The organism is Nonomuraea sp. NPDC050202 (assembly GCF_040656115.1).
Taxonomy (GTDB): domain Bacteria; phylum Actinomycetota; class Actinomycetes; order Streptosporangiales; family Streptosporangiaceae; genus Nonomuraea.
Genome location: NZ_JBFALF010000007.1, coordinates 231,024 through 254,330, shown reverse-complemented (window position 1 = coordinate 254,330; position 23,307 = coordinate 231,024). Strand labels below are relative to the sequence as shown.

The 23,307-nt window shown below is 70.4% G+C and carries 19 protein-coding genes; 12 read left to right on the top strand and 7 right to left on the bottom strand.

All coding sequences use genetic code 11. The annotated features are described in order from the left end of the window. Positions 1–15 precede the first annotated feature (15 nt). Entirely contained in the window at positions 16–417 is a 402-nt protein-coding gene (locus tag AB0I79_RS22240) for a F0F1 ATP synthase subunit epsilon (RefSeq protein ID WP_080042501.1), read from the top strand. A gap of 30 nt (positions 418–447) precedes the next feature. Then, on the top strand, positions 448–828 hold the full coding sequence (locus tag AB0I79_RS22235; RefSeq protein WP_357875769.1) for a DUF2550 domain-containing protein: 381 nt from the start codon (positions 448–450) through the stop codon (positions 826–828). A 14-nt stretch (positions 829–842) separates the two neighbouring features. Here the strand turns inward: AB0I79_RS22235 and AB0I79_RS22230 are convergent, their stop codons facing one another. Further along, the gene (locus tag AB0I79_RS22230; RefSeq protein ID WP_357875767.1) at positions 843–1,433 is read right to left on the bottom strand and encodes a cob(I)yrinic acid a,c-diamide adenosyltransferase; all 591 of its coding nucleotides are present in this window, start codon (positions 1,431–1,433) and stop codon (positions 843–845) included. Positions 1,434–1,560: 127 nt separating this feature from the next. Between AB0I79_RS22230 and AB0I79_RS22225 the strand changes: the two genes are divergently transcribed. From AB0I79_RS22225 to AB0I79_RS22210, 4 genes are read left to right on the top strand one after another with little or no spacing between them, the layout of a single operon-like run. Then, entirely contained in the window at positions 1,561–2,457 is an 897-nt protein-coding gene (locus tag AB0I79_RS22225; protein ID WP_357875765.1) for an ATP-binding cassette domain-containing protein, read from the top strand. Continuing rightward, the gene (locus AB0I79_RS22220) at positions 2,454–3,563 is read left to right on the top strand and encodes an ABC transporter permease (protein ID WP_357875763.1); all 1,110 of its coding nucleotides are present in this window, start codon (positions 2,454–2,456) and stop codon (positions 3,561–3,563) included. The genes AB0I79_RS22225 and AB0I79_RS22220 overlap by 4 nt, the downstream gene beginning before the upstream one ends. Next, positions 3,564–4,730, top strand: coding sequence for a histidine kinase (locus tag AB0I79_RS22215; RefSeq protein ID WP_357875761.1), 1,167 nt, complete (start codon positions 3,564–3,566; stop codon positions 4,728–4,730). Between the two features lie 40 nt (positions 4,731–4,770). After that, positions 4,771–5,088, top strand: a complete 318-nt coding sequence (locus tag AB0I79_RS22210; protein ID WP_225272131.1) for an STAS domain-containing protein — start codon at positions 4,771–4,773, stop codon at positions 5,086–5,088. Between the two features lie 121 nt (positions 5,089–5,209). Here the strand turns inward: AB0I79_RS22210 and AB0I79_RS22205 are convergent, their stop codons facing one another. The 5 genes from AB0I79_RS22205 to nucS form a co-directional block, all read right to left on the bottom strand. Continuing rightward, positions 5,210–5,752, bottom strand: a complete 543-nt coding sequence (locus AB0I79_RS22205; RefSeq protein ID WP_357875758.1) for a TetR/AcrR family transcriptional regulator — start codon at positions 5,750–5,752, stop codon at positions 5,210–5,212. 144 nt (positions 5,753–5,896) lie between these two features. Then, entirely contained in the window at positions 5,897–7,369 is a 1,473-nt protein-coding gene (locus AB0I79_RS22200; RefSeq protein WP_357875756.1) for an aldehyde dehydrogenase family protein, read from the bottom strand. A gap of 38 nt (positions 7,370–7,407) precedes the next feature. Continuing rightward, positions 7,408–7,968: a GNAT family N-acetyltransferase gene (locus AB0I79_RS22195; protein WP_357875754.1), complete on the bottom strand. Its 561-nt coding sequence runs from the start codon at positions 7,966–7,968 to the stop codon at positions 7,408–7,410. A 5-nt stretch (positions 7,969–7,973) separates the two neighbouring features. Beyond that, complete coding sequence (locus tag AB0I79_RS22190; protein WP_357875752.1) at positions 7,974–9,272, bottom strand: carotenoid oxygenase family protein; 1,299 nt, start codon at positions 9,270–9,272, stop codon at positions 7,974–7,976. A gap of 106 nt (positions 9,273–9,378) precedes the next feature. Beyond that, positions 9,379–10,041 carry an endonuclease NucS gene (nucS, locus tag AB0I79_RS22185; protein WP_357875750.1) on the bottom strand — a complete coding sequence of 221 codons (663 nt, stop codon included), beginning with the start codon at positions 10,039–10,041 and terminating at the stop codon, positions 9,379–9,381. A 104-nt stretch (positions 10,042–10,145) separates the two neighbouring features. Here nucS and AB0I79_RS22180 point away from each other — a divergent pair, with 104 nt between their 5' ends. The 5 genes from AB0I79_RS22180 to AB0I79_RS22160 all read left to right on the top strand — a co-directional run bounded on the left by AB0I79_RS22180 (position 10,146) and on the right by AB0I79_RS22160 (position 21,728). Beyond that, on the top strand, positions 10,146–10,436 hold the full coding sequence (locus tag AB0I79_RS22180) for an ATP/GTP-binding protein (protein ID WP_357875748.1): 291 nt from the start codon (positions 10,146–10,148) through the stop codon (positions 10,434–10,436). A 12-nt stretch (positions 10,437–10,448) separates the two neighbouring features. Continuing rightward, complete coding sequence (locus AB0I79_RS22175) at positions 10,449–11,153, top strand: alpha/beta fold hydrolase (protein WP_357875746.1); 705 nt, start codon at positions 10,449–10,451, stop codon at positions 11,151–11,153. A 222-nt stretch (positions 11,154–11,375) separates the two neighbouring features. After that, on the top strand, positions 11,376–14,585 hold the full coding sequence (locus AB0I79_RS22170) for a LamG-like jellyroll fold domain-containing protein (protein ID WP_357875744.1): 3,210 nt from the start codon (positions 11,376–11,378) through the stop codon (positions 14,583–14,585). A gap of 34 nt (positions 14,586–14,619) precedes the next feature. Further along, the gene (locus tag AB0I79_RS22165) at positions 14,620–20,859 is read left to right on the top strand and encodes an RHS repeat-associated core domain-containing protein (protein WP_357875742.1); all 6,240 of its coding nucleotides are present in this window, start codon (positions 14,620–14,622) and stop codon (positions 20,857–20,859) included. A 110-nt stretch (positions 20,860–20,969) separates the two neighbouring features. After that, entirely contained in the window at positions 20,970–21,728 is a 759-nt protein-coding gene (locus AB0I79_RS22160) for an SDR family NAD(P)-dependent oxidoreductase (protein ID WP_357875740.1), read from the top strand. A gap of 82 nt (positions 21,729–21,810) precedes the next feature. Here AB0I79_RS22160 and AB0I79_RS22155 read toward each other — a convergent pair whose 3' ends face one another. Then, the gene (locus AB0I79_RS22155; RefSeq protein ID WP_357875738.1) at positions 21,811–22,293 is read right to left on the bottom strand and encodes a CAP domain-containing protein; all 483 of its coding nucleotides are present in this window, start codon (positions 22,291–22,293) and stop codon (positions 21,811–21,813) included. A gap of 219 nt (positions 22,294–22,512) precedes the next feature. Between AB0I79_RS22155 and AB0I79_RS22150 the strand changes: the two genes are divergently transcribed. Continuing rightward, positions 22,513–23,256: an alpha/beta fold hydrolase gene (locus tag AB0I79_RS22150; RefSeq protein ID WP_357875736.1), complete on the top strand. Its 744-nt coding sequence runs from the start codon at positions 22,513–22,515 to the stop codon at positions 23,254–23,256. Positions 23,257–23,307: the final 51 nt, after the last annotated feature.

Genomic DNA, 23,307 nt, shown 5'->3' with positions numbered 1-23,307 from the left:
AAGGAACCTACACAAGTGGCGAAGCTACGCGTAGGGGTTGTCTCACCCGAGCGTGAGATCTGGTCGGGCGAGGCCGACATGGTGATTGCCAAGACCGTGGACGGCGAGATCGGTATTATGCCGCAACACGCACCTGTGCTCGGTGTCCTCGTCGAGGGCGGAGTGCTGCGCGTGAAGCGGGAGGGTGAGCCGGAGCTGGTGGCGGCGGTGCACGGGGGTTTCATCTCCGTGGCCGACGACGAGGTCTCCGTGCTCGCCGAGGTGGCCGAGCTCGGTTCCGAGGTCGACGTCGCGGCTGCCCGCGACGCTCTCGACCGGGCCCAGGCCTCGATCGAGGCCAACCAGGAGGACGCCGACGCGGCAATCGAGGCCAAGCGTGCCAGGGCTCGGCTGCGGGCGGCGGGCGAAGAGGTTTAATACATATCAAGCGGCGTTCAGGGGGGCGGCATGGTAGCGACGGTTGTGATTCTCGTAGTGCTGCTGGCCGCCCTCATCGTGCTGCGCGGGGTGACGCTTGCCCGTTCGCGCGGCAGTGTGCCCTGTCGCCTGCGGGTGGGGGACCGCGGGTGGCAGAGCGGAGTAGCCCGGTACGCCGACGGGGAGCTCCACTGGATCCCGCTGCTCGGCGTTCGACTCCGGCCGCGTCACGCAATCGCGAGGCGCGGCCTTGTTGTATCCGCCCGGCGGGAGATCGACGGGGGTCTCTTCGCGGTCGACTGCACGGGGAGCACCCGGGGGATCTCGCTGGCGATGAGCGCTGATGCGATGACGGGGTTCCTGGCCTGGCTGGAGTCCGCGCCGCCCAGCGCCTATCTGGACGTCGCGTAGCCAGGCCGCCGCGGTCAGCGGGTGCCGCCGGGCTTCCAGAGGAGCTCGTTGCCGGCGTGAGCCACGCGGCAGGCGACGAACAGCAGGTCCGACAGCCGGTTGAGGTATTTGGCCGTCAGCGGGTTCATGTCGTCGTGGGCCTCCAGGGCGGCCCAGGCCGTACGTTCGGCCCGGCGTACCGTGACGCGGGCCACGTGGAGGGCGGCCGTGGCGGGGTCGCCGCCCGGCAGGATGAAGCTGCGTAGCGGCTTGAGATCGGCGTTGAAGCGGTCGATCTGCTGCTCCAGGCGGTCGATGTACGACTGCTCCACCCGCAGCGGCGGGAACTGCGGATCCGGGACGACCGGCGTGGCCAGATCGGCCCCGACGTCGAAGAGTTCGTTCTGGATGCGTACCAGGCACTGGGCCAGCTCGTCGGGGAACGTCCCGTGCGACAGCGCCAGGCCCAGATGGGCGTTGGCCTCCTCCACGTCGGCGTAGGCCGCCAGCCGGGAGTCGGTCTTCGCGGTGCGGCTCATGTCGACCAGCGCTGTAGTGCCGTCGTCTCCGCCCCGGGTGTAGATATGTGAGAGAACGACAGGCTTGTCCTTGTCGGCGCGCGTCATGGTTTCAGCGTAGTGACAAATGTCATCCGAATCCTCCGCGAGATCCACATCCGGCCGGTGATTTCCACGACTACCTGGGCGAACCCGGACAAGGCCACTATTGACCCATGACGAAGGAGATGACCTGATGCTCGAGATCAGCGAGCTGCGCAAGCGTTTCGCGGGCGGCCCCGACGCCCCCGGCGGCAAGGTCGCCCTCGACGGGATCAGCTTCACGGTGCGGACGGGCGAGATGTTCGGCTTCGTCGGTGCCAACGGCGCGGGCAAGACGACGACGATGCGCATCGTGATGGGCGTGCTCCAGGCCGACTCCGGTTCGGTGAGCTGGCAGGGCCGGCCCCTCGGCCACGACGACCGGCACCGGTTCGGGTACATGCCCGAGGAGCGCGGCCTGTACCAGAAGATGCGGGTCGCCGAGCAGATCGAGTACTTCGGCCGCCTGCACGGGCTGAGCGCGCCGGCCGCCAAGCAGGCCACCGACGACCTGCTGCAGCGGCTCGGGCTGACCGAGCGCAGGGGCGACATGGTGCAGGCGCTCTCGCTGGGCAACCAGCAGCGCGTGCAGCTCGCCGTGGCTCTGGTGCACGACCCCGAGCTGCTGATCCTCGACGAGCCGTTCTCGGGCCTGGACCCGATCGCGGTGGACGCGCTGGCCACGGTGCTGCAGGAGCGGTGCAGGGGCGGCGTGCCGGTGATCTTCTCCAGTCACCAGCTCGAACTCGTCGAGCGGCTGTGCGACTCCGTCGGCATCGTCTCCGCGGGCCGGATGGTGGCCTCCGGCTCGGTGGCCGACCTGCGGGCCGCCGAGAGCGACACGCTGCGCGTGGTCGTCCGCGAGCCGGCTCCCGGCTGGGCCGACGGCCTGCCCGGCACGGTGACCGTGCGGGGTGACAGGCACATCCTGCTGACGAACGAGGGCGACGACCAGGAGATCCTGCGCCGCGCCATGAAGGCCGGGCACGTCGAGCACTTCGGCGTCGAGCAGCCGTCCCTCACCGAGATCTTCAAGGAGGCCGTGGCGTGAACGGATTGTGGCTGGTCGCCCGGCGCGAGATCAGCACGCAGGTCAGGACCAGGGCGTTCGTGATCGGCCTGCTCGTCACGGCGCTGCTGGTGGGGGCGGTGTCCTTCCTGCCCAGGATCATGGGCGGGGGCGACACCTACACCATCGGCCTCGTCAACTCCCAGCAGCTCCCGCTGCACGCCGCCGCTCCCGACACCGAGTTCGAGTGGCGCAAGTTCGCCGACGAGGCGGCGGCCAAGCAGGCCGTGCTCGACGGTGACCTGGACGCGGCGCTGGTCGACAACAGCAGGGTGCTCACCGACGGGGAGATCGAGACCGAGCTCGGGGTGCTGCTGCAGAGCGTCAACCGCGAGTTCAAGCTGGGCGCCGCCGGCGTGGCCATCCCGCCGCTGGAGATGCAGTCCGTGGGCGCCGACACCCGGTACGAGGCCGCGCGCCAGGGCATCGCCACCGTGCTCGTGCTGCTGCTGTTCATGCTGCTCATGGGGCAGATCGTGATGGTGGCCATGGGGGTGGTCGAGGAGAAGGGCAGCCGGATCGTGGAGATCCTGCTGGCCTCGGTGCGGCCGTGGCAGCTGCTCGGCGGCAAGATCCTCGGCCTGGGCGTGCTCGGCCTGATCAACCTGGTCACGATCCTGGTGATCGGTCTGGGCGCCTCGTCGGTCTCCGGCCTGGCCGCCGACTTCCCGCCGGGCATGGTGGGGCTGGTGGTCGCGGTGCTGCTGTGGTTCGTGCTCGGGTACGCCTTCTTCGCCACGCTGTCGGCGGCGTTCGCCTCGCTGGTCTCCCGCCAGGAGGAGGTGAACAGCGTGCTGACCCCGCTCACCATGATGATCATGGCCACCTACTTCGTGTCGTTCTACGTCACCAACGAGCCCACGAGCACGCTGGCCACGGTGCTGTCGTACGTCCCGCCGTTCTCCTCCATGGTCATGCCGGTGCGGATGGCCGCGACCGACGTGCCGATGTGGCAGGTGGGGGCCTCGATGGCGGCGATGTTGCTGGCCGTGCTGGTGGTGCTGAAGCTCGGTGCCACGGTGTACGAGCGGGCCGTGCTGCGGACGGGGGCCAGGCTGAAGTTCGGCGAAGTGCTGCGTAGCCGGTAGATGAATGAGATCGAACGGGCACGGCGCTACACCTGGCACGTTCTGATATCGGGCATCGCCGCCACGTGGGTGGTCATCGCCATCAGCGTCGGCGTCAGGCTCGAGGACGGGCAGCTGGACTGGCGGCGCATCGCGCTCGCGCTGATCGCCGCGATCGGTTTCACCTCTCTGTGCCCGCGCATCATCCGCGCGGTCCTGGACCGCCGCTACCCCACCAGGCTGGTGGCGGTGGCGGCGGTCCTCGCGTTGACCGCCGCCGTCGTGGGTGGGGCGGCCCCCACAGCGTGGGGTTTCGTGCTCGTGGCCTGGCTGTCCATCGCCACCCTGCACATCCCCCGCCGTGCCTCGCTGATGGTCGCGGTGGGCACGTGGCTGACCTGTGTGGGGGTGTCGACCCTGACCTGGCAGGACAACCTGTTCGCCGGTGGGATGGACCTGACGTTCCAGGAGGTGCTGTTCTTCAACGCGCTGATCTACGGGGTCTTCTGCGTCGTGGTGCCGCCGTCCAACCGGCTGTGGGTCTGGATCTGGATGCTGGCGGAGGAGGCGCACAAGGGCCGCGAGGCGCACACGAAGCTGGCGCTGGCCGAGGAGCGGCTGCGCTTCGCCAGGGACCTGCACGATCTCGTGGGGCACCAGCTCTCGGCCATCGCGGTCAAGACCGAGCTGGCCGTACGCCTGTCGGACGTGGACGGGGACGCAGCCAGGGGCGAGATGGCCGAGGTGAACACGCTGACCAGGAAGGCGCTCAAGGAGCTGCGGCAGGCCGTGCGCGGCTACCGCGAGCTTGACTTGGCCGCCGAGGTGAATAGCGTGAAAGGTGTGCTCGAAGCGGCGGGGGTCCGCTGCGAGGTGCGCCTGCCCTACCGCGAGCTGCCGCCCGGCGTGGCGCCGGTGTTCGCCTACGCCGTGCGCGAGGCGGTGACGAACGTACTCAAACACAGCACGGCGACGTTCTGCGAGATCACCATCAGCTTCACCGCGCAGGAGGCGGAGCTCATCGTGCGCAACGACGGCGTGGCCCGCCGTCAGGCGGTGGATCTGGGGAGCGGACTGGCGGGCATGGGCGAGCGGCTGGCCGCCGTGGGCGGCAGGATGACGGCGAACCCGACGGCCGACGGACAGTTCCTGCTCACGGCGGTCGTGTCATTGCCGCTGACGGGGTAGGGGGGTACTACGTACGTGCGTACGTGACTGAGGAGGTGGCATGCGCGTCCGGGGCAATCCGGGTGCCCAGGTGGTGCGGATCGGGGCCCGGCTCGACGCCGGCACGTCGGCCGGAGTGCGAGAGCGCCTGCACAAGGCGCTCGACTCCGGCGAGGGCGATCTGATCCTGGATCTCTCCAAGCTGGAGATGATCGACGCCACCGGCCTCGGCGTGCTCGTGGGGGCGCACAGGCGCGCGCTGAGCGTCGAGCGCCGACTCGTTCTTCGGGGGGTGCCACCGCGGATCATGCGGATTCTCGCGGTGACCCGGCTGAATCGGGTGCTGCACGTGGAGGCTCCGGCGGCCGCGGTGGCCTGAGGTGACATATCGGAGCGGGCGACGATCAGCCGTTGCCCGCTCTTTCCATACTTAGACAAAATGTAGTTTTCGGCTGACCGAGTCCGCTAAACGCCCGATGAATGACCGGTGGATAACGCGCTCAGCCGGTGCCGAGGCTGCGATTGAAGATGTGGACGGCCACCGCGACGAGTTCGTCGATGCCCGGCTGGTCCTCCGCGAGCAGCCATTCGATGAGCAACTCTTGTAACGCCCCAATGACTCCGAGTGCCACCAGGCGCCGATTCAACCCGGTGCCGAGCGGGAAATCGGCGGACGCGTCCTCGACCAGCCGCGCGAACGCGGCCACCGCGCGCTGACGGGAGAGTGTCAGGACGTCTCCCGATCTGCGCACCTCGACATGCATGATCCGGGCCCGCCGCCAGTCGGCCGTGGTGAACTCGATATAGGCGCGAATCCCGGCCCTGACTCTGCCGTCAAGCGTGGTCGGCGCCTCCTCCAGCGCCTTGGCGACGACCGAGAGGCTTTCCTCCACGCAGCGCTCGTGCAACGCCTGCAGGAGCTCCTCGCGTCCGCCGAAACATTCGTAGAAGGCGCGGTTGGAGATCCTCGCCTCCGAGCACAGCCTTTCGATGGTCGTCGCCGTGAAACCCGGCTTCGCGTATAGCGTGTACGCGGCCGTCATCAGCCGCTCGCGTCTGTCTGCCAGCCTTTGCTCAGCCGACATTCCCCGGTAAGACCGGTTCACATTCCACCCGTCCAACATGATCGTGGCCCCCAGAGCACACAATTATGGACGGATGATCCGTTAAGGGAAAGGGTAAGAAGATTATCTTTTACGTCGGCCGTGCAAGAACGTGACGAGTCTGACCAGCCGCTCAAGCTCCGCGGGCCCTCGATTGAACGATGTCAGGTTCATCCCGGGCATCGCGAAGCGCTGCCGGGCGATCGCCTTCGGCCGGGCGAACTCGCGCAGCCCGTCGGCTCCGTGAATCCTGCCGAACCCCGAATCGCCGATCCCGCCGAAGGGCAGCGCGGGCACCCCGGCGAAGGAGATGACGGAGTTGATCGCGGTCATCCCGCTGCGCATGAGGCGCGCCAGCTCCGCCGCGCGGCGGGCGTTCCGGCTGAAGATCGTGCCGCCCAGCCCGTACGCCGACGCGTTGGCCAGCGACAACGCCTCCTGCGCGTCGCGGGTGCGGCGCACCGTGATGGTGGGGCCGAACGTCTCCTCGCGGACGGCGGGCGAGTCCTCCGGCACGTCCTCGACGATCACCGGATCCACGTACGGCGCCCGCACGGAGCCGGGCCCGCCCGTGACCACCTTGCCCGCCTTCGTGGCGTCGTCGATGTGCCGCTTGATGATCTCCACCTGGCCTGGCATGGTGATCGGCCCGTAGTGCTCGCCGGCCTTCACCTTCGTCACCCGCTCGGACAGCTCGCGCATGAAACTTTCATAGACGGCGTCCACGACGTAGACCCGCTCGACGCCGACGCAGGTCTGCCCGGCGTTGGCCATCGCGCCCCACAGGCAGGCGTCGGCGGCCGCCCCGAGGTCGGCGTCGGCGTCCACGATGAACGCGTCCTTGCCGCCGCACTCGGCCACGATCGGCGTGAGATTCTCGGCGCAGGCGGCCATGACCCGCTTGGCCGTGGCGGTGGAGCCGGTGAAGGCGACCTTCCTCACCCGGGGGTCGGCCGCCAGCGCCGCGCCGGTCTCGCCCAGCCCCGTCAGGGTCTGGAACACGGGGTGCTCGGGCACCGACTCCGCGAAGAGCTCGGCCAGCCGCACGCCGACGCCGGGGGTCAGCTCGCTGGGCTTGAACACGATCGCGTTGCCGGCCGCCAGCGCGTACGCGATGGAGCCCATGGGCGTGAAGACCGGATAGTTCCACGGGCCGATGACGGCGACGACGCCGAGCGGGAGGTACTCGAGGGTGGCGGCCAGGTTGAGGCCGATCATGCCGGTGGCCACCCGGCGGCGCCCGAGCACCTTCTGGGCGTTGCGCGCGGCCCAGTCGAGATGCGTGAGGGTGAGCACGAGCTCCAGCGTGGCGTCACCCACCGGCTTGCCCGTCTCCTGGTGGATGAGCGTGGCCAGCTCCCTGAGGTGCTGGGCGAGGACCGCCTTGTAGTCGAGCAGCCGCCGCCTGCGCTCGGCCGGGCCGAGCGCGGCCCACCACGCGGCGGCCTCCTCGGCCCGGCCCACCGCCTGGTGCACGGCGTCGGGGGTCTGCTTGGGGTGACTGCCGACGATCTCGCCGGTCGCCGGGTTGAGTGAGTCGAACGTCAGCGTCGTCATGGCGTCACGATAATCCGGTAAGGCGTCACTTACCACAATCAGGGGGCAGGTCGCCACATTCCCCATACCGGCGGGCCGTCGGGCAGCGTGAAGCGCTCGGTGACCCGGAAGCCGTGCTTCTCGTAGAAGGGGACGTTCGACTCCTTGCTGCTCTCCAGATAGACGGGCGCGTCGCAGCGAGCCAGCCCCTCCCGCATGAGGGCGCTGCCCACGCCCGTGCCCTGCAGCTCCGGCACCGTGCCGAGCTGGGCCAGGTACCAGTGCGGCTGCTCGGGCCGGTGCCCGGCCATGGTCTCGTCGAGCGTGATCCCGTACGAGACCCGGTCCCCCATCGCGGCGACCAGGCCCGGGACACCGGCCTCCTCGTCGGGCCGGTGACCGGGCGGGTCCCAGATCGCCACGCCGGAGATGTCGCCGGAGATGTCGCCGGCCACGTCGGTGACGGCGTGGATGTGCCGGGCGAGCGCGACGAACATGGCGGCGGTGCCCTTCTCGTCGGGCAGCAGCCACCGGATCACCGGATCGTCGTGGAAGGCCCTGGCCAGCGCGTCGCCGATCGCCTCTGCCTCGTGCTCCCACCGAGCGGCTCTGATCCGCATCGTCCTCACTCCTCTCCCAGCCAGGACCCGTGGAAGCCGGCGGGCACGCGGCGCGGCAGCCGTACCGAGGCCACGTCGGACAGGTCGCGGGCGTCCAGCACCAGCAACTGCGAGGAGTCGCCCGCGGTGACCACGGACAGCAGCCACCCCTCGTCCTCCCCGGACGCCCCGTCGGCCGGTACGAACACCGCCTCGCCCGTGTCGCCCCCGGTCTTCCTGACCTGGGAGCCGCCGTCGCGCTGGTCGTACTTGACCAGGCTGTCCTCGCCGACCGTGTAGAGGTAGCGGCTCTGCCGCCCGAGCAGGTCCTCGTTGAACGTCGGGAACTCCACGTTGCGGTCGTCCAGCTGCTCCTCCTTGGCCACGCCCGTCACCGGGTCGAGCGTCCACCGGTGCAGCACGGCCGCTCCGGAGGCGGCGGCCGACACCGCGGGGTCCTCCGCGCCGCCGATCTGGTCCCACAACGGCGTGAAGCGGTCGCGGGTGTACCGGGCCGCGTTGAGGACGATGCGCCCGTGAGCGTCCTCCCAGGCGTTCCCGACGTGGAAGACGTAGCAGGGGTCCACCTCGAACCACCGCGTCGGCCCGCCCGCCCTGGGTGTCACGCCGATCCTGGCGCCGTAGCCGTCCTCCCACGCGTACGGCATGCCGCCGCGTTCCAGGCGGAAGACCATCGGCAGGTCGAGCCAGACGAGGTGGTGCTCGGTGACGGCGAAGTCGTGCATCATCGTCGGGCCAGGCACCTCGATCTCCTTGCTCTCCACCAGCTCGCCGTCCGCCGACAGCCGGTGGTAGGTGAGATACGGCGGGAAGAAGCCGTAGCCGAAGAAGTGCAGCTCGCCGGTGAGCGGGTCCTGCTTGGGGTGGGCGGTCATCGCGGTGGTGAGCCGCCCTCCGAAGTCCACCGGCCCGACGGTGTCCAGCTCGGGCGTCACCTCGTACGGGAAGCCGTTCTCGACCAGGGCCAGGATGCGGCCCGAGTGCCGGACGACGTGGGTGTTGGCGGAGACGGCCGCCAGGTCGACGCCGGTCTGGCCGGCGAAGGGGGCGTTCTCGGTGAACTGCTTGGTGCGCACCCACCGGTTCCGGTACCACTCGGCGCGGCCGTCGCGCAGGCGCACGCCGTGCAGCATGCCGTGGCCGGCGAACCAGTGGCCGGGGTCCTCACCGGGGCGGGGGTTGGGGCCGTTGCGGAAGTAACGGCCGGTCAGCTCCTCCGGCAGCTCGCCGGCGACGGTCAGGTCGTGGGCGTCGATCTCGTCGGGGACGGGAGCGAGGTTGCCGCTGAGGTACGTGGGGGACATCGAGCCTCCAATGTTGATAGGTCGAAGGTAAAACGTCCAAATATGACCTGTCAACATTGGAATGTCACAACATGAGAGGAGCCGTCCCGCCCTGCCGGGGAGACGGCTAGAAGAGGGTCGGGTTCTCCGGCTCGATGCCGCGCAGGGCGTCGTAGTCGAGCGTCACGCAGTCGATGCCGCGGTCGGCGGCCAGCACGCGGGCCTGGGGCTTGATCTCCTGAGCCGCGAAGACCCCGCGTACGGGAGAGAGCAGCGGATCGCGGTTGAGCAGCTCCAGGTAGCGCGTGAGCTGCTCGACCCCGTCGATCTCGCCGCGCCGCTTGATCTCCACCGCCACCGTCGCCCCCGTGGCGTCCCTGCACAGGATGTCCACGGGCCCGATCGCCGTCATGTACTCGCGCCGGACCAGCGAATACCCCTCGCCCAGCGTCGTGATGTGCTCGGCGAGCAGCTCCTGCAGGTGGGCCTCCACGCCGTCCTTGATCAGCCCGGGGTCCACCCCCAGCTCGTGACTGGAGTCGTGGAGGATCTCCGCCATGGTCAGGACCAGCTTCTCGCCGGTCTTGCCGTGGGTGACCGTCCAGGTCTCGCCGTCCTCCTTGAGCTTGCACGGCGGATTCATCCAGTTGAGCGGCTTGAAAGCGCGGTCGTCGGCGTGAATGCTCACGCTGCCGTCCGCCTTGATGAGCACGAGCCTCGGCGCCATCGGCAGGTGTGCCGTGAGCCGTCCGATGTAATCCACGCTGCATCGCGCGATGACCAGCCGCATGACCGTCCACCTTAGTGCCTCTGGAAAACTGGACGCATGGCGTTCGAACGGGTGGGTGTGATCGGTCCTGGCACGAGGGGTGCCGCGAGCGGGTTCCCCCGCGGATGAGCCCTCGCCGTGCCCGCCGGAGGGAGTCCTCCCGCCCTTTCGGCTTCCCGACCGGCCTGGACAAGGTGGAGGAATGGCCCGACGGGGAGTGGAAGGTGCGCATGCTCACCGGCGCCTCCTCGACCAAGAACTACCGGTGCCCCGGTTGTGACCAGGAGATCCGCAGCGGCCAGCCGCACCTCGTGGCCTGGCCCAACTGGACGGGCGGCGACGAGGAGCGCCGCCACTGGCACCAGGCCTGCTGGCGTAAGAGACTCGACCGCGGCCCCGGCCGCACCCGTTACTGAAGGGACCTTTCGGTGGAGATTCGCGCGGCGACGGTGCTGCCCGCCCGGCGGGAGCCGATCGAGCTGCACACGGCCGACGGCCTGGCCCTGGTTGGCGAGCTGGCCCAGCCCCTCGACCGGCCGCCGGTGGCGACGCTGGTGACCCTGCACCCGCTGCCCACCCACGGCGGGTTCATGGACAGCCACGTCTACAAGAAGGCCGCCAACCGGCTGCCCGCGCTGGCCGACCTGGCCGTGCTGCGCTTCAACACCCGCGGCACCTCCTCCGAGCGCGGCACCTCCCAGGGGGCGTTCGACGGCGGCGAGGGCGAGCGGTACGACGTGGCCGCGGCGCTGGAGTACGCCGAGTACCACGACCTGCCGCACGTGTGGGTGGTCGGCTGGTCGTTCGGCACCGAGCTGACGCTGAAGTGGGCGCACGACCCGCTGGTGGAGGGCGCGATCCTGCTCTCGCCGCCGCTGCACAGGGCCACCGACGCCGACCTCGACTCCTGGGCGGCGTTCGGCCGGCCGCTGACGGCGCTGGTGCCGGAGTTCGACGACTACCTGCGGCCGGAGGAGGCCCGCGCCCGGTTCGCCAGGGTGCCGCAGGCCGAGGTGATCGGGGTGGACGGGGCCAAGCACCTGTGGGTGGGGGAGCCGTACGTGCGGATCGTGCTGGACGAGATCGTCAAACGGGTCAACCCGGCCGCCTGGCCGCTGCCGACGGAGGTCTGACGAAAACCTCGCGCCCATAGTGCGGTCATGAAGAAATCTTTGAGCAGAATGACCAGAACTATGGACCCCGTGGACGGGCCGGAGTGAGAATCCGATCGTCAACAGAAGATCGTGGAGACGCCGGGCGGCCTCCTGCCCCGGGCGTAATCCCTGCTCGGCATGGGCGAGGCACGTATGCGGGTAGTGCATGGACTGGTCGCGGCGGCGTTATCTATCACGGCATTGACGGCCCCCCAACCGGTGGCCGCGCAGGACGAACCCGAGCGGCCCGCGGCCGCTCAACCAGCGCAGGAGCGGGCCGCGGTGGCCGCGGCGCGCACTGCCGGCAAGCCGGTCGAGGTGGAGTCGCTGCGCAGCGAGACGCGCACGGTCTTCGCCCAGCCCGACGGCACGATGACCATGGAGCTCAACGTCCGGCCCGTCCGGGTGCGCAAGGACGGCCGCTGGGTGCCCGTGGACACCACGCTGCGCCTGCGCCCCGACGGCGCGGTGGAGCCGGTCGCCGCCGCGGTGGACCTGGCCTTCTCCGGCGGCGGCAGCACGCCACTGGCCCGCCTGTCGCGCGGCGCCAAGTCGATGGAGCTCGGCTGGACCGGCGCGCTGCCCAAGCCCACGCTGAGCGGCGACACCGCCACCTACGCCGAGGTCATGCCGGGCGTGGACCTCCAGGTCACCGCCGACGTGGACGGCTTCTCACACCTGCTGGTGGTCAAGTCGCGGGCCGCCGCCGCGGGGCTGACCGAGCTGACCTACCCGCTCACGGCCGACGGCCTGACGCTGGAGGCCGACAGGGCGGGCAACCTGGAGGCCACCGACGAGAACGAGGGCACGATCTTCATCGCGCCCACCCCGAAGATGTGGGACTCCCAGGGCATCACCAGCCCCAAGGCGCTGAAGGAGGGCCGCTCGCCCGAGGCCCGCGAGGCCACGATGGGCGTGGAGCTGAAGGGCAGGAACCTGCGGCTCAAGCCCGACCTGCAGATGCTGTCGGACGCGAGGACGAAGTTCCCCGTCTACCTGGACCCGTACTTCTCGGCCGCGCGCGGCTCGTGGACGGCCGTCTGGAGCAACTGGCCCAACTCCAACTACCTCAACTCCAGCGACGTCGCGCGGGTGGGCCACGTCGAGTCGCAGAAGAACCGCTCGTTCTTCAACATGGCCACGGGCTCGACCATCCACGGCAAGCAGATCATCAAGGCGACGCTGCGTACGTACGAGACGTGGTCGTACTCGTGCAGCGCCCGCAAGGTGGAGGCGTGGGGCACCGGCGCCGTCACCAAGAGCACCACGTGGAACAACCAGCCGTCGTGGAGCAGGCTGCTCGCCACGGTGAACGTCGCCAAGGGCTGGGGCGCGAGCTGCCTGCCCGGCGGCGTGGAGTTCGACGTCACGTCGTGGATCGCCGACGCCGCCGCCAAGAAGTGGTCGCAGGCCACCATCGGCCTGCGGGCCACCAGCGAGACCGACGTCTACGCGTGGAAGAAGTTCAAGAACAACCCGAGCCTGGTCATCGAGTACAACTCGCTGCCGGCCGCCCCGCTCGCCGCCGACGTGTGGTCGGACCCGGGCGGCCCCTGCGTCTCCGGTGACGGCCGCCCGATCATCGCCACCGCCGCGCCCAAGCTGTGGGCCAAGCTCAAGGACACCGACAACTCGGTCAAGGGCCGTTTCGAGTGGTACAACGCCGCCGGCGTGAAGACCGGCGAGTACGTCACCCCGCTCGGCTCCACCGGCACCGCCTTCTCCGCCACGATCCCGCAGACCCTGTACGCCGACGGCTCGCTGATCCGCTGGCGCGTCCGCGCCGAGGACGGCAAGGCCACCAGCGCGTGGAGCCCCTGGTGCGAGGCCACCGTGGACGCCACCGCCCCCGGCAGGGAGCCCGAGGTCTCCTCGCCCGAGTACACCGAGAACGGCTGGAGCGACGGGGTCGGCCTGCCCGGCAGGTTCTCCTTCGGCCCGAACGGCGTCGCCGACGTGGCCGCCTACGTCTGGGGCCTGGACACCACGCCCACGACCGTGGTCGCCCCCGGAGCGGACGGCAGGGCCACGATCGCGGTGACCCCGCGCCACGACGGCCCGAACGTGCTGGCCGTGCGCAGCAAGGACCGCGCCGGCCAGCTCGGCCCGATCCGCACCTACGTCTTCAACGTCAACTCGGGCAGGGGTCCCAGCGGGCACTGGACGATGGACGACGGCCAGGGCGCCACGGCCGCCGACGCCACGGGAGCGCACCCGGCCACGCTCAGCGGGGCCACCTGGACCACGGGCAAGACCGGCACCGCGCTCAAGCTGGCCAACTCCTACGCGCAGACCGCGGCCCCCGTCATCGACACCAGCCGCAACTTCACCGTCACCGCCTGGGCCCGCCTGACCGGCAACGCCGCCTCCGCCACCGCCGTCACCCAGGAAGGCGGCAGGACGGGCGCGTTCGCCCTGCAGTACGCCAAGGCCAACGACCGCTGGGCGCTGACCCTGGCCGGTTCGGACACCGACGGCGCGCCCGCCGTGCGCGCCCTGTCGGCCGCGGCCCCGCGGCTGAACGAATGGACCCACCTGGCCGGCGTCTACGACTCGGCGGCAGGCCAGATCTCCCTCTACGTGAACGGCCGGCTGGAGGGCACTGCCGCCGTCACCACCCCATGGAACGCCACGGGCCCCCTGACGATCGGCCGAGGGAAGGTCGGCGGGGCGGCTTCGGACCACTGGCCCGGGGACGTCGACGAGGTGCGCGCCTACGGCCGCGCGATGTTCGCCGACGAGGTCGCCGATCTGGTCAACAGCGCTGCCACGCTGGTGGGCCACTGGGCGCTGGACGAGGAGTCCGGCACGTCGGCGGCCGACTCCTCGGGCCGGGCGACCGCCGCGACGCTGTCCGGAGCCGCCTCGTGGACATCGGGCTGGCTGGACGGGGCCCTCGCGCTGGACGGCGTGAACGGCCACGCCCAGACGAGCGCGCCCGCCGTCAACACCAGGACCGGCTTCACCGTCGCCGCCTGGACCCAGCTCGACTACCTGCCCACCCGCGACACGGCAGCCGTGGCACAGCCGGGCGGCCGGGCCGCCGGGTTCCAGCTCGGCTTCGACAAGGAGCAGGGGCGGTGGACGCTCGGCATGGCCGCCGCCGACACCGACACCGCCGCCCTCGTACGGACCCGCTCCGACGCCATCCCCAACCCGCTGGAGTGGACGCACATCGCCGGTGTGTACGACGCGCTGGCCGGTGAGCTCCGCGTCTACGTCAACGGCCGCCTGTCCGCCACCACCGTCACCGATCACCTGAGCACCTGGAATGCCACCGGCCCGCTGCAACTGGGCCGGACCAAGGCCGCGGGCGTCTTCACCGGCCACTGGCCGGGGACCGTCGACGACGTCCGCACCTACGACGGCGTCCTGAGCGCCGAGCAGATCGCCCAGCTAGCAGCCCAGTAAGTCTCCCTTTCCGCCCCTCACCTGGGAGAGGTACATGGACCCGCAGGATGAGTTCGACCTGCCCGAATCCCGCTGGAATCGTTTACCCGAACCCGACGAACCCCACCTGCCCGACACGTCCTGGAACACCTTCCGGGACGTGGCCAGGCCCGAGTCCCCGTGGCCGCGCCGCCTGGCGGCCGCCCTCTCGATGGTCCTTGTGCTGCCCCTGGTCAACGCCATGCCCGCGGCGGCCGAGTCCCGCTCGGCCCCGTCGGTGCAGAAGGAGACCCCGGTCAAGGGCACGAGTGTGCCGGTGCAGCCGCCGCCGGCCGATCCCGTGCAGAAACAGGCGTGGCAGACGCCGCCGGCGGTCACCTGGCCCAAGCCGCAGAAGGCGGAGCTCGGCAGGGCCAAGGCCCTGGCCGGGTTCCCGGTGCAGGTGGCCGCCGACCGGAGCAGCAGCGACCCGGTCAGCGTGGAACTGCTGGAGACCGACCGTCTCGGCCTGGCGATGCGGGTGTCGCCGGGCCAGGGCGTCGCGGTCGCCACCGCCAAGGCCGCGAAGAAGACCGAGCTGAAGATCGACTACTCCGGTTTCCGCTACGCCTACGGCGGCGACTACGGCGCCCGCCTCGGCATGGTCAAGCTGCAGGAATGTGCGCTGAAGTCGGCCACCGCCACGGCGGGCTGCCCGCGGCCGGAGCCGGTCAAGAGCGCCAACGACCCGAAGGCGGGCACGCTGACCGCCGAGGTCGAGACCGGCGCCGTGTACGCGCTGGCCGCCGCACCCTCCGGCCAGTCGGGCGACCACTCCGCCACCTCGCTGGCGCCCTCGGCCGACTGGAGCGTCGGCACCCAGACCGGCGACTTCTCCTGGAACTACGAGCTGCGCACCCCGCCCGCGCTGGGCGGCGACGAGCCCGAGCTGTCGCTCGGCTACTCCTCGCAGAGCGTGGACGGGCGCACCGCCTCCACCAACAACCAGGCGTCCTGGGCCGGTGAGGGCTTCGAGCTCAGCCCCGGCGGCTACATCGAGCGCCGCTACAAGCCCTGCATGATCGACGGCAAGAAGACCGGCGACCTGTGCTGGGACCAGGACAACGCCGTCCTGTCGCTGGGCGGCTCGTCGATCGAGCTGATCAAGGACGCCACGACCAAGCAGTGGCGGCCCAAGCGCGACGACGGCACCCGGATCGAGGCGCTGACCGGCGCCACGAACGGCGACAACAACGGCGAGCACTGGCGGGTGACCACCGCCGACGGCACCCAGTACACCTTCGGCCTCAACCGCCTGCCCGGCTGGGTGAGCGGCAAGGCCGAGACCAAGTCGGTGCAGACGGTGCCGGTGTTCGGCAACAACAGCGGTGAGCCCTGCTACAGCAGCACCCCGGCCAACGCCTGGTGCCAGCAGGCCTACCGGTGGAACCTCGACTACGCCGTGGACACCCACGGCAACGCCACCACCTACTGGTACGCCCAGGAGAAGAACTACTACGGCCGCAACTCCAAGCCCGAGCTGGGCACGGTGTACGACCGGCACGCGTACCTCACCCGCATCGACTACGGCTATCTGAGCAGCGAGCTGTTCACCAAGCCCGCGGCGTCCCGGGTGCTGTTCGAGGTGGCCGAGCGCTGCCTGCCCAGCGGCACCGTCACCTGCGCTCCGGCCGAGCTGAAGAAGGAGACCGCGAGCCACTGGCCGGACGTCCCGTTCGACCAGATCTGCGACGCGGGAGTGAAGTGCGTCGACCGCCTGGCGCCGACGTTCTTCAGCCGCAAGCGGCTGACCAAGGTGACCACCCAGGTGCTCAACGCGGCCGGTCAGTACTACGCGGTGGACTCCTGGGCGCTGGCCCACCAGTTCCCGGCCACCGGTGACGGGCTGAGCCCGGCGCTGTGGCTGGCCTCGATCCAGCAGACCGGCCACGTGGGCGGCACGATCACGCTGCCGAAGACCACGTTCAAGGGTGTGCAGCTGCCCAACCGGGTGGACGCCACCGAGGGCCGCGCCCCGCTGGTCAAGTGGCGCGTCCAGGCCGTCGACAACGGCACGGGCGGCGAGCTGCGGGTCAACTACAAGGCCGCCGACTGCCAGGCCGGCGCGCTGCCCGCCGCCGACAAGAACACCAGGCTCTGCTTCCCGCAGCGCTGGGCCCCGCCGAACGAGGCCGAGGTCACCGACTGGTTCCACAAGTACGTGGTGGCGCAGACGGTCGAGGTGGACCGCGTCGCGGCCGCGCCCGCCGTGGTCACCAGCTACGAGTACCTGGACGGCGCCGCCTGGCGCTACGCCGACAACATCCTGGTCAAGCCCGAGCACCGCACGTGGTCGGACTTCCGCGGGTTCGGCAGGGTACGGGTGCGCGAGGGCGACGGGCAGGACACCAAGCGCACGCTGACGGAGTTCCGCTACTTCCGCGGCATGCACGGCGACAAGCAGGCCGACGGCTCCAAGCGCAGCGTGCAGGTCGAGGACTCCGAGGGCGTCAAGCTGGACGACCTGGACCAGTACTCGGGCTTCGAGCGCGAGGAGATCCTGTACGACGGCGACGGCGGCGCCCTGCTGAAGGCCACCGTCGAGGCGCCCTGGTCGGTGAAGACGGCCGAGTCCACGCAGGGCGGCGTCACCAAGGCCGCGTACGTGGTCGAGGCCGAGTCCATGGTCACCCGCACGGCGCTGCCCGGCGGCAAGTGGCGGCGCACCGGCGAGGCGCGCACGTACGACGCCAAGGGCCTGCTCACCCAGGTCGAGGAGAAGGGCGACCTGGCCAGCACGGACGACGACCGGTGCACCCGCTACACCTACGCCCGCAACGACACGAGCTGGATGCTCGACTACACCAGCCGCGTCCAGAAGGTGGCCGCGCCCTGCGCCACGTCCGTCTCCACGCTGGCCGCCGGAGAGCTGATCTCCGACGAGAAGGTCCAGTACGACGGCAAGGCGTTCGGCCAGGCGCCGAGCAAGGGTGACGTGACCTCGGTGCAGCAGACCGTCAACGCCGACGGCACCACGATCACCGACACCACGCACACCTACGACGTCTACGGCCGCGAGACCAGCGAGACCGACACGGTCGGCACCAAGACCGTGACCAGCTACACCCCGGCCACGGGCGCCCTGGCGACCGAGATCAAGGAGACCAACGACCTCGGCCACGTCGATCGCACGTTCATCGAGCCGGCCTGGGGCGAGCCCGTCGCCGAGGTCGACACCAACAACCGCCGCGTCGACATGGAGCACGACGCGCTGGGCCGCCTGACCAAGGTCTGGCAGCCCGACCGCAACAAGGCGGCAGGGCAGTCGCCCAGCACCGAGTACTCCTACCTGATGCGGGCCGACGGCCCCAGCGTCGTCACCACCAGGACGCTGCGCGCCGACGGCGGCTACACCGAGAGCCACGAGCTGTACGACGGCCTGATGCGCGAGCGCCAGACCCAGGAACCCGCGCCCACCGACGACCAGACGCAGGACCCGGCGCTGCGCGACGGCCGCACGATCACCGACACCTTCTACAACTCCCAGGGTGAGGACTACAAGCAGAACACCGGCTACTTCGCCACGGGCACGCCGTCCACCGCCCTGCTCGCGGTGGCCGACGCGGACGTGCCGAACCAGGTCGTGACGCTGTTCGACGGCGTGGGCGACGTCAACGCCCAGCTCCTCAAGGCCAAGGGCGTGGAGAAGTACCGCGTCACCGCCAAGGACGAGGGCGACCGGATCCACATCACCCCGCCGCCGGGCGGCACGGCGACGACCCGCATCGGCGACGCCGAGGACCGCCTGATCGAGCTGCGCCAGTACAAGGGCGCGACCCCGACCGGCGAGTACGAGTCCACCAAGTACACCTACGACCACGCGGGACGCCTGTCCACGGTGACCGATCCGGCGGGCAACGTCTGGCGCCACCACTACGACTTCCGCGGCCGGGAGATCAAGACCGAGGACCCGGACAAGGGCGTCACGACGATGACGTACAACGACGCCGACGAACTGGTCTCCACGACCGACTCGCGCGGCAGGACGCTCTGGTACGGCTACGACGCCCTCGGCCGCAAGACCGAGATGCGCGAGGGCTCGGCGAGCGGCACGCTGCTGGCCGAGTGGAAGTACGACGCCCTGGCCAAGGGCCACCTGAACGCCAGCATCCGGTACGTGGACGGGCAGGCGTACAAGGCGGAGATCAACGCCATCGACGCCGACTACCGCCCGCTGCGCGAGACCGTGACCGTCCCGGAGCGGGAGGGCAAGCTGGCGGGCTCCTACCAGCTCAACACCCGCTACACGCTCGACGGCCAGGTGCAGTCGGTCAGCTTCCCGGCGGGCGGCGGGCTGGCGGAGGAGCAGGTCGTCTACACCTACGACGCGCTCAGCCAGCCGGTCAAGGTCACGGGCCTGTCGGCGTACGTGAACGCGACCCGCTACTCCAAGCTCGGCGAGACCCTGCAGTACGAGCTGGGCGACAACGGCAGGAAGACCTGGCTCACCTACACCCACGACGAGTCCACCCGCAGGCTGACCAGCATGCGGCTGGACCGCGAGGGCACGACCAAGACCGACCTGGACGTCAACTACACCTACGACGCCATCGGCAACATCACCAAGATCAATGATAAGGCGAACCAGGACACGCAGTGCTTCACCTATGACCACCTGCGCCGGTTGACCTCGGCGTGGACGGCCACGGACGACTGCGCGAGCGGCTCACCCCAGTCCGGCACGATCGGCGGCGTGGCCCCGTACGCGGTCAGCTACGCCTACGACGTCACCGGCAACCGGACCAAGGAGACCAAGCACGCCTTCGGCGGCGGGGGCGAGCAGGTGCGCGACTACACCTACCCCGAGCCGGGCGGCAAGCAGCCGCACGCGCTGCGGAGCGTCGGGCAGGACCTGTTCGAGTACGACGCGGCGGGCAACACGACCAGGCGCAAGGTCGGCAACTCCGACCAGAGCCTGGTGTGGGACGCCGAGGGCAACCTGGAGTCGGTGACCGAGGCGGGCAAGACCACGTCGTTCGTCTACGACGCGGAGGGCGACCGGCTGATCCGCAAGACGCCCACCGACGCCACGCTCTACATCGACGACATGGAGCTGCGTCTCGACTACGCCAAGGACGCCGTCGAGCAGACCCGCTACTACACCATCGGCGACGAGCCCATCGCGGTGCGCACGCCGGACAACCAGGTCTACTTCATGGCCACCGACCACCAGGGCACCGCGCAGGCCGCGGTGAACGCGGGCAACGGCGAGCTGGCCGTGCGCAGGCAGACCCCGTTCGGCGAGGACCGGGGCTCGCCACCGCCGTGGTGGCCGGGGCAGCGCGGGTTCGTCGGCGGCACGAAGGACGCCTCGACCGGGCTCGTCCACCTGGGCGCCCGCGAGTACGACCCGAGGTTCGGCCGGTTCCTGTCGGTCGACCCGATCATCGACGACACCGATCCGCAGCAGCTCAACGCCTACGCCTACGCCAACAACAGCCCCGTCACCATGAGCGACCCCGACGGTCAGCTCGTGTGGGTCGTGGTCGGCATCGGCGTCCGCGTCGGTGCTCGTTACCTGCTGAAGAAGGCGGCCCAGCGCCGTCTGCGGCAGCTCGCGATCAAGAAGGCCAAGGAGGCTGCCAGGAAGCGGAAGATGGAGGAGATGAAGCGGAAGCTCAGGGAGGAGGCCAAGAAGCGGGCCAGAGAGGCGGAGAAGAGGCGGAAGGCCGCCGAGGCCAAGCGCAAGCGGCTGGCCGAGGCCAGGAAGCGCGCCAGGGAGGCGGCCGAGCGGGCCCGCGAGGCGGCGGCGAAGCGGCGAGCCGCGGCCAGGGCCCGCCGGGAGATCAGGAAGGCGGGTCGCGAGGCGGCGGCCAAGCGGCGCATGGCGCAGGCGGCCCAGCGGCGCAACCACCGGGCCGGCCAGCTCCCGCGCGGCATCCAGCACGCGCGCTCGCGGCCCGCCAGGCGGCCCACGAGCCACCGCTCCGTCCAGCGGCAGTCGCCGCCGAAGGCGACCAGGCAGCCGGCACAGCCACGGCCGAGCCAGGTCTACCGCAACGACGGCAGCGTGCAGCCGACCCAGTCGTACACCGTGTACGGCAACGGCCGCATGTACCCGCAGGGCAGGCCGCCGTCGAACCTGCCGAACAGCGGCGGCAGCGGCCAGGGTCAGAAGCAGATCTTCCGGCCCGAGAAGATCGAGATGGAGGTCAACACCAGGCGAGGGGCCATGGGTCACCTGGGCATGCGTGGCGGGAAGCTCGGCGACGACGTCGCCGACTTCCTCGACACCTTCCTGGGCGGCCTCGGCTGACCTCGATCTCCGAGCGACCGGCGCGGGACCTTCGCGGTCCCGCGCCGGTGGCGCTTTCTGGGGAGATGTCCTTAGAATCTTGTTCGGTTTCCGGCCATGGAGGAGGCGGCGTGGGCGCATTCGATCTCGCGGGCAAGCAGGCCCTGATCACCGGGGCGTCGAAGGGGATCGGGCGGGCCATCGCGCTCGCGTACGCCGAGGCGGGGGCCGACGTGGCGCTCGTCTCCCGCTCCGCCGGAACGCTGGCCGAGGTGGGCAAGGAGATCGAGGCGCTGGGGCGGCGCGCGGTCGTCATCCCCGCCGACCTCACCGACCGCGAGGCCGCCGCCTCCGCCGTCGCGGCCGCGATCGACGGGCTCGGTCACCTCGACATCGTCGTCAACAACGCGGGCGGGTCGAACTTCCTGGTCGAGTTCAAGGATCTGCGGCTGTCCGGATGGGACAAGCTGATGCGGCTCAACCTCGACTCCGCCATGGCCGTCTGCCACGCGGCCGCCCCGCACCTGCTCGGCCGGGGCGACGGGGTGGTCATCAACGTGGCCTCCGTCGCCGCGCTCGGCGCGCCCCTGCTCGCCCCCTACGCCGCCGCCAAGGCCGGGCTGGTGGCGCTGACCAAGACGCTGGCCGTGGAGTGGGCGGGCTCCGGCGTGCGGGTCAACGCCCTGTGCCCCGGGTGGACGGCCACCGACCTCAACCGCAACCTGTGGGAGGACGAGGCGTCGAGCTCCGCCACGGTGGCGAGCGTGCCGATGCGGCGGTGGGGGACGGCGGAGGAGATGGCGCAGCCGGCCGTGTTCCTGGCCAGCGCGGCGTCGGCGTACATGACGGGGCAGGTGCTGTTCATCGACGGGGGCGCGACCGCCGTCTGAGCGCGCCGGTGGCACATTGTGGCGGGGTGTGCACCGCTGCCTGGGCGCGCCGGCGGTGCGTTGGCGGGTGACCGCCGGCTGGTCACGCCGGGGGCACGTTCTCCTCGTACTCGCCGTCCACGTTGCCCGGGGGCTCGAAGACGAAGACGATGTAGGTCTCGTAGTGGGCCTGGCCCTGGCCGGCCACGCGGGCGGCGCCCATCGCCTTGCTGGCCTTCCAGACGAGCTGGCTGAAGTGGCAGGGGCGCGGATCATCCCAGTCGTAGCCCGCGCACTGGGCGTACCAGCCGGCCACCGCTTCGGCGGCCTCGCTCATCTCCTCGCCCTCGCTCCTGAACACGATCTCGCCGGTGCCCGCCCGCACGGGCCCGTACCCGGCCTGCCGGGAGATCTCGGCCGCCCTGGTCTTGGCGTACTCGACCAGGAGCGGGTCCATGACGAGGGGCGGGACCTGGTGGCGGTCGCGGCGCGCGTTCGTCTCGCGCAGCGCCTGGAGGAGGAAATCGGCGTTGGTGGCGTCGGGAAGCGCGGGTCGGGTGCCTGCCATGCCTGTGGGACCTGTCATGCCTTGTCACCTCGGGATGCACGTCGCTGTGCCTGGATTGTGCGCGCGAATTATTCGTCGGGCAATGTCAGATTTATGGCGAACACTGGCTAAGTGTGGCTTTTGTCGGCATAGTCGGGGGCGATCGGCATGAACCATTGAGTGATTGTCGCCGTGAACCGGGCTACCGTGTGATCCGTGCAGCTCTACACGAGATCTGCCGGGACCGGGATCCCGGTTGTGCTGCTTCACGCGTTCCCGCTGTCGTCGGCCATGTGGCTGGCGCAGCGGGAAGGGCTGGCCAAGGTCTGCCGGGTCATCACCCCGGACCTGCGCGGCTTCGGCGGGTCGCGGCTGGGCGAGGACGAGCCCTCGCTGGACCTGATGGCCGACGACGTCGCCAGGCTGCTCGACGAGGAGGGCATCGACAGGGCGGTCGTCGGCGGGCTGTCGATGGGCGGTTACGTGACCATGGCGTTCTGCCGCCGGCACCCCGACCGGGTGCTCGGGGTGATCCTGGCCGACACCAAGGCCGGCGCGGACCCGCCGGCGGCGCGGGACAACAGGGAGCGCATCGCGCAGGCCGTGCTGTCCGGTGGCAGCGAGGTGCTGGTCACCGAGGTGCTGCCCGCGCTCATCGGGCGGACCACCAGGGAGCGGCGGGCCATGGTGGTCGGCCGGGTCAAGGGGCTGGTGCAGTCCGCGCCGCCCGGCGCGGTGGCCTGGGCCCAGCGGGCCATGGCCGCCAGGCCCGACTCGTTCGAGACGCTGAACGGGCTCAAGGTGCCGCTGCTGATCATCGTGGGGGAGGAGGACGAGCTGTCACCGCCTTCCGACGCCGACGCGATGGCGCAGGCCGTGCCGGAGGGCAAGGTGGAGATCATCCCGAAGGCGGGGCACCTCAGCGCGGTCGAGCAGCCGGAGGCGTTCAACACGGCCGTGATCGGGTTCCTCGAGACCGAGCTCGGCGGGGTGCGGAGGTAGTCCGGGGCCCGATGCCGCCGGGGCGGCATCGGCCCGCGGGTCAGTGCGAGG

Excerpts from the sequence above, each read along its gene's own strand:
- AB0I79_RS22180 (WP_357875748.1), top strand. The coding sequence starts at position 10,146 with ATGAGCCCTCGCCGTGCCCGCCGGAGGGAGTCCTCCCGCCCTTTCGGC.
- AB0I79_RS22205 (WP_357875758.1), bottom strand. The coding sequence starts at position 5,752 with ATGACGGCCGCGTACACGCTATACGCGAAGCCGGGTTTCACGGCGACG.
- AB0I79_RS22155 (WP_357875738.1), bottom strand. The coding sequence starts at position 22,293 with ATGACAGGTCCCACAGGCATGGCAGGCACCCGACCCGCGCTTCCCGAC.
- AB0I79_RS22190 (WP_357875752.1), bottom strand. The coding sequence starts at position 9,272 with ATGTCCCCCACGTACCTCAGCGGCAACCTCGCTCCCGTCCCCGACGAG.
- AB0I79_RS22235 (WP_357875769.1), top strand. The coding sequence starts at position 448 with ATGGTAGCGACGGTTGTGATTCTCGTAGTGCTGCTGGCCGCCCTCATC.
- AB0I79_RS22230 (WP_357875767.1), bottom strand. The coding sequence starts at position 1,433 with ATGACGCGCGCCGACAAGGACAAGCCTGTCGTTCTCTCACATATCTAC.
- AB0I79_RS22225 (WP_357875765.1), top strand. The coding sequence starts at position 1,561 with ATGCTCGAGATCAGCGAGCTGCGCAAGCGTTTCGCGGGCGGCCCCGAC.
- AB0I79_RS22165 (WP_357875742.1), top strand. The coding sequence starts at position 14,620 with ATGGACCCGCAGGATGAGTTCGACCTGCCCGAATCCCGCTGGAATCGT.
- AB0I79_RS22200 (WP_357875756.1), bottom strand. The coding sequence starts at position 7,369 with ATGACGACGCTGACGTTCGACTCACTCAACCCGGCGACCGGCGAGATC.
- AB0I79_RS22210 (WP_225272131.1), top strand. The coding sequence starts at position 4,771 with ATGCGCGTCCGGGGCAATCCGGGTGCCCAGGTGGTGCGGATCGGGGCC.
- AB0I79_RS22215 (WP_357875761.1), top strand. The coding sequence starts at position 3,564 with ATGAATGAGATCGAACGGGCACGGCGCTACACCTGGCACGTTCTGATA.
- nucS (WP_357875750.1), bottom strand. The coding sequence starts at position 10,041 with ATGCGGCTGGTCATCGCGCGATGCAGCGTGGATTACATCGGACGGCTC.
- AB0I79_RS22195 (WP_357875754.1), bottom strand. The coding sequence starts at position 7,968 with ATGCGGATCAGAGCCGCTCGGTGGGAGCACGAGGCAGAGGCGATCGGC.